Source organism: Streptomyces inusitatus (genome assembly GCF_014651115.1).
Lineage (GTDB): Bacteria > Actinomycetota > Actinomycetes > Streptomycetales > Streptomycetaceae > Streptomyces > Streptomyces amakusaensis.
In genome coordinates, this window is the sequence record NZ_BMWG01000062.1 from 1 (window position 1) to 4,251 (window position 4,251).

1 protein-coding gene is annotated in these 4,251 nt (G+C 68.4%); it reads right to left on the reverse strand.

Annotated elements, in window-relative coordinates:
- A partial coding sequence (locus IE247_RS33800; protein WP_373305652.1) for a type I polyketide synthase occupies nt 1–4,251 on the reverse strand: 4,251 nt, incomplete at both ends.

The following is a 4,251-nucleotide window of genomic DNA, read 5'->3' on the forward strand; positions in this document are numbered from 1 at the left end:
ACAGCCGAGTCATCGACACCAGCCGGCACCAACACCAGCCACACACCCGACAACCCCACACCAGAAACCTCACCCAGCGGCTTCCACGACACCCGATAACGCCAGGCATCCACCTCCGACTGCACACGCCGATCCCGACGCCACGCAGACAGAGCCGGGAGCAACTCCCCGAGCGACTCCTCACCCACACCCAGCTCAGCGACCAGAGAGGAGAGATCCTCACGCTCCACCGCATCCCAGAACCGAGCGTCCACCGCATCGACCACACCGCTGGCGGGTGCGATGTCCGACAGGGCCGCCTCCGGCCAGTAGCGCTGCCGCTGGAAGGCATAGGTGGGTACGTCGACTCGGCGGGTACCGGTGCCGGTGAAGTACGCCTCCCAGTCCACCGCGATGCCGCGCGTGTATATCTGGGCGAGAGCGGTGACGACCGTCTCCGCCTCGGAGCGACCGCCACGCAGTACGGGCGCGAAGGCCATGTCCGTACGCTCTGCGCAGTCCTGGGCCAGGGCGGAGAGAATCCCGTCCGGGCCGAGTTCCACATACGAGGTAACCCCGGCCGCTTCGAGGGCACGAACACCGTCGAGGAAACGGACCGCCTCACGGACATGGCGCACCCAGAAGTCCGCCGAACCCATCTCATCCGTGACAAGGGCACCGGTCAGATTCGAGACGACCGGAATCTTCGGGTTGTCGTACGAAAGACCCTCGGCGACTGTACGGAATGCCTCCAGCATGCCGTCCATGTGCGGCGAGTGGAACGCGTGACTCACCGTCAGCCGCTTCGACTTACGGTCCGGGAAGTGCCCGACCACAGCGAGAGCAGCGTTCTCGTCACCCGCGATCACCACCGACTGCGGGCCATTGATCGCGGCAATGCTCACCCGGTCGGTCAGCAGCGGGAGGACCTCGTCCTCCGACGCCTGAACCGCGATCATCACACCGCCCGAAGGCAGCGCCTGCATCAAACGGCCACGAGCCGCCACCAACGTGCACGCGTCCTCCAACGAGAACACACCCGCCACATGCGCCGCAGCGATCTCACCAATGGAGTGACCGGACAAGAAGTCGGGACGTACGCCCCACGACTCCAGGAGCCGGAAAAGGGCCACCTCAATCGCGAACAGCGCGGGCTGCGTCACCGCCGTCTCATCGAGAGCACCGCTCTCATCACCGAACAGTGCTTCCTTCAACGGCAGATCCGAAGCGAACTGAGCACACACGGCATCCAACGCGTCCGCGAACACCGGATACGCCTCATACAGCTCACGCCCCATCCCCAGCCGCTGACTCCCCTGCCCCGTAAACAGGAACGCGAGCCCGCCGTCAGTGGTCGTGCCTTCGGTCAGGCCGGGGGCCTGGCGGCCGGTGGCGAGGTCGAGCAGGGCGGAAGTGAGTGCGTCGCGGTCGCCGACAGTGCCGACGAGAACCGCGCGGGTCTCCAGCGAGGTGCGACCGGTGGCGAGGGAGTGGGCGATGTCGCCGACGGTGGCGGTCGGGTGGGCCGTCAGGAAGGATGCGAGGCGCTCGGCCTGGGCGCGGAGGCCTGTGGTGTTCCGGGCGGAGAGGACGAGGGGCAGCGCAGGCGGGGTGGTGCCGTTCTGGGTGTTCTCCGCGCCGGCGGGTGCGAGTGCGGGTGCCTCTTCGATGATGGTGTGGGCGTTGGTGCCGCTCAGACCGAAGGACGAGATGCCGGCGCGGCGCGGGCGGCCGGTCTCCGGCCACGCCACGGCCTCGGTCAGCAGGGAGATGTCACCCGCCGACCAATCGACATGCGGAGTCGGAGCATCAACGTGCAGGGTCTGCGGCAGCACCCCGTTCCGCATCGCCAGCACCATCTTGATGATGCCCGCGACACCGGCGGCAGCCTGCGTGTGCCCGATGTTCGACTTCACCGAGCCCAGCAGCACCGGCTGACCGGCCGGGCGGTCCTGGCCGTACGTGGCGAGGAGCGCCTGTGCCTCGATCGGGTCGCCGAGCGTCGTACCGGTGCCGTGCGCCTCCACCGCATCCACATCGGCGGCGGACAGACCGGCACTCGCCAGCGCCTGCCGGATCACGCGCTGCTGAGACGGACCGTTGGGGGCGGTGAGCCCGTTGGACGCGCCGTCCTGGTTGATCGCCGAGCCACGGACCACCGCGAGGACCGGGTGACCCTTGGCACGGGCATCCGACAGCCGCTCCACGAGCAGCATGCCGACGCCCTCACCCCAACCCGTACCGTCGGCCGCCGCCGCGAACGCCTTGATCCGGCCGTCCTCGGCAAGACCGCGCTGACGGCTGAAGTCAATGAAGGCGTCGGGCGTGGACATGACGGTGACACCGCCGGCCAGCGCCACTGTGCACTCGCCGTTGCGCAGCGACTGGACGGCCAGGTGGAGCGCGACGAGCGATGATGAGCAGGCGGTGTCGACGGTGATCGCCGGGCCTTCGAGGCCGAACGCGTAGGAGATTCGTCCGGAGACCACGCTGGCGGCGTTGCCCGTGCCGACGTGGCCTTCGAGGCCGTCCGCTTCACGCGCGACCAGAGAGAGGTAGTCCTGGCCGTTGGTGCCGACGAAGACACCGGCCTGACTGCCACGCAGGGACGAGGCGTCGATGCCCGCCCGCTCGAACGCCTCCCACGAGGTTTCAAGAAGAAGACGCTGCTGAGGATCCATCGCCAGCGCCTCACGCGGCGAGATCCCGAAGAAATCGGCGTCGAAGTCCGCAGCCCCGTCGAAGAAGCCGCCTTCGCGGGTGTAGGTCGTGCCCGGCTTGTCGGGGTCGGGGCTGTAGAGCCGGTCCAGGTCCCAGCCACGGTCGGCCGGGAACCCGGCGACCGCGTCGGTACCATCCGCGAGAAGCCGCCAGAGGTCTTCCGGGGTGCGTACGCCGCCGGGGAAGCGGCAGCTCATCGCCACGATCGCGATCGGATCGTCATCGGTGGCGACCACGGCGGGAAGCAGTGTGTCGGCGACCCACACACTGCCCACCAACTCACCGCGCAGATACTCCGCGAGAGCCGCCGACGTCGGATAGTCGTAGACCAGCGTCGCAGGCAGCCGCAGCTCAGTCGCGGCACCCAGGCGATTACGCAGCTCGACCGCCGTCAGCGAGTCGAAGCCCAGCTCCTTGAACGCCCGCTCGGCACCCACCGCGTCCGAACCCTCGTGGCCGAGAACAGCCGCGACATGCGTACGCACCAACCCCAGCAGCTCACGCCCCTGCTCGGCCTCGGTCAGCCCGGCCAGCTGTCCGACCACGGTGTCCATGACGTCAGCGCCCGTGACCACCGCGCCTCGGCCGGTGACGGCTGCCGCGCCCTCGGCACCGGCGACAAAGTCGGCGATCAAGGGCTGGGGGCGTACCGCCGTGACGATGGACGAGAAGCGGTCCCAGTCGATGTCGGCGACGGTCAGAGCGGCATCGGTGGAGCCGACAGCCTGCTCAAGCGCGGTGATCGCGGAGTCGGGTGACATGGGGGGCATGCCCTCGCGGCGCATGCGTGCGTCGAGAGCGTCGTCAGCGGCCATACCGCCGTCCGCCCACGGACCCCACGCCAGCGACGTCGCCGCCAGACCGTCAGCACGACGCTGCTCGGCCAAAGCATCCAGATAAGCGTTCGCAGCGGCATAGTTGCCCTGACCGCCCGCGCCGAGAACGCCTGTGACAGAGGAGAAGAGGACGAAGGCGTCCAGCTCGATACCGAGCTCACCCGTCAGCTCATGCAGATGCAGAGCCGAGACAGCCTTAGCGCGCAGGACACTCTCAAACCTGTCCGGTGTCAGAGCATCGAGTACGCCGTCGTCCAGGACACCGGCCGTATGCACCACAGCGGTCAGCGAGCCTGCGACCGTACCGAGCAGTACACGCAGGGCGTCACGGTCGGCGGCGTCACACGCCACCACCTCCACCTCAACACCCAGACCGGTCAGCTCCACGACCAACTCAGCAGCCCCGGGCGCGTCCAGACCACGACGACTCGTCAGCACCAAACGCTCAGCACCCGCACCCGCCAGCCACCGAGCAACCCGCCCGCCAAGAGCACCCGTACCGCCCGTGACCAACACCGTGCCACCCGGCACCCAACCCACAGAACCCGCACCACGAGCAGCACGCACCAACCGACGCCCGAACACACCCGACGAACGAACCGCGACCTGATCCTCACCACGACCGGCGAGGACCCCGACGAAACGGCCCACAGCACGATCGTCCAGAACAGCGGGAAGGTCGATCAGACCACCCCAGCGCTCCGGAACCTCCAGA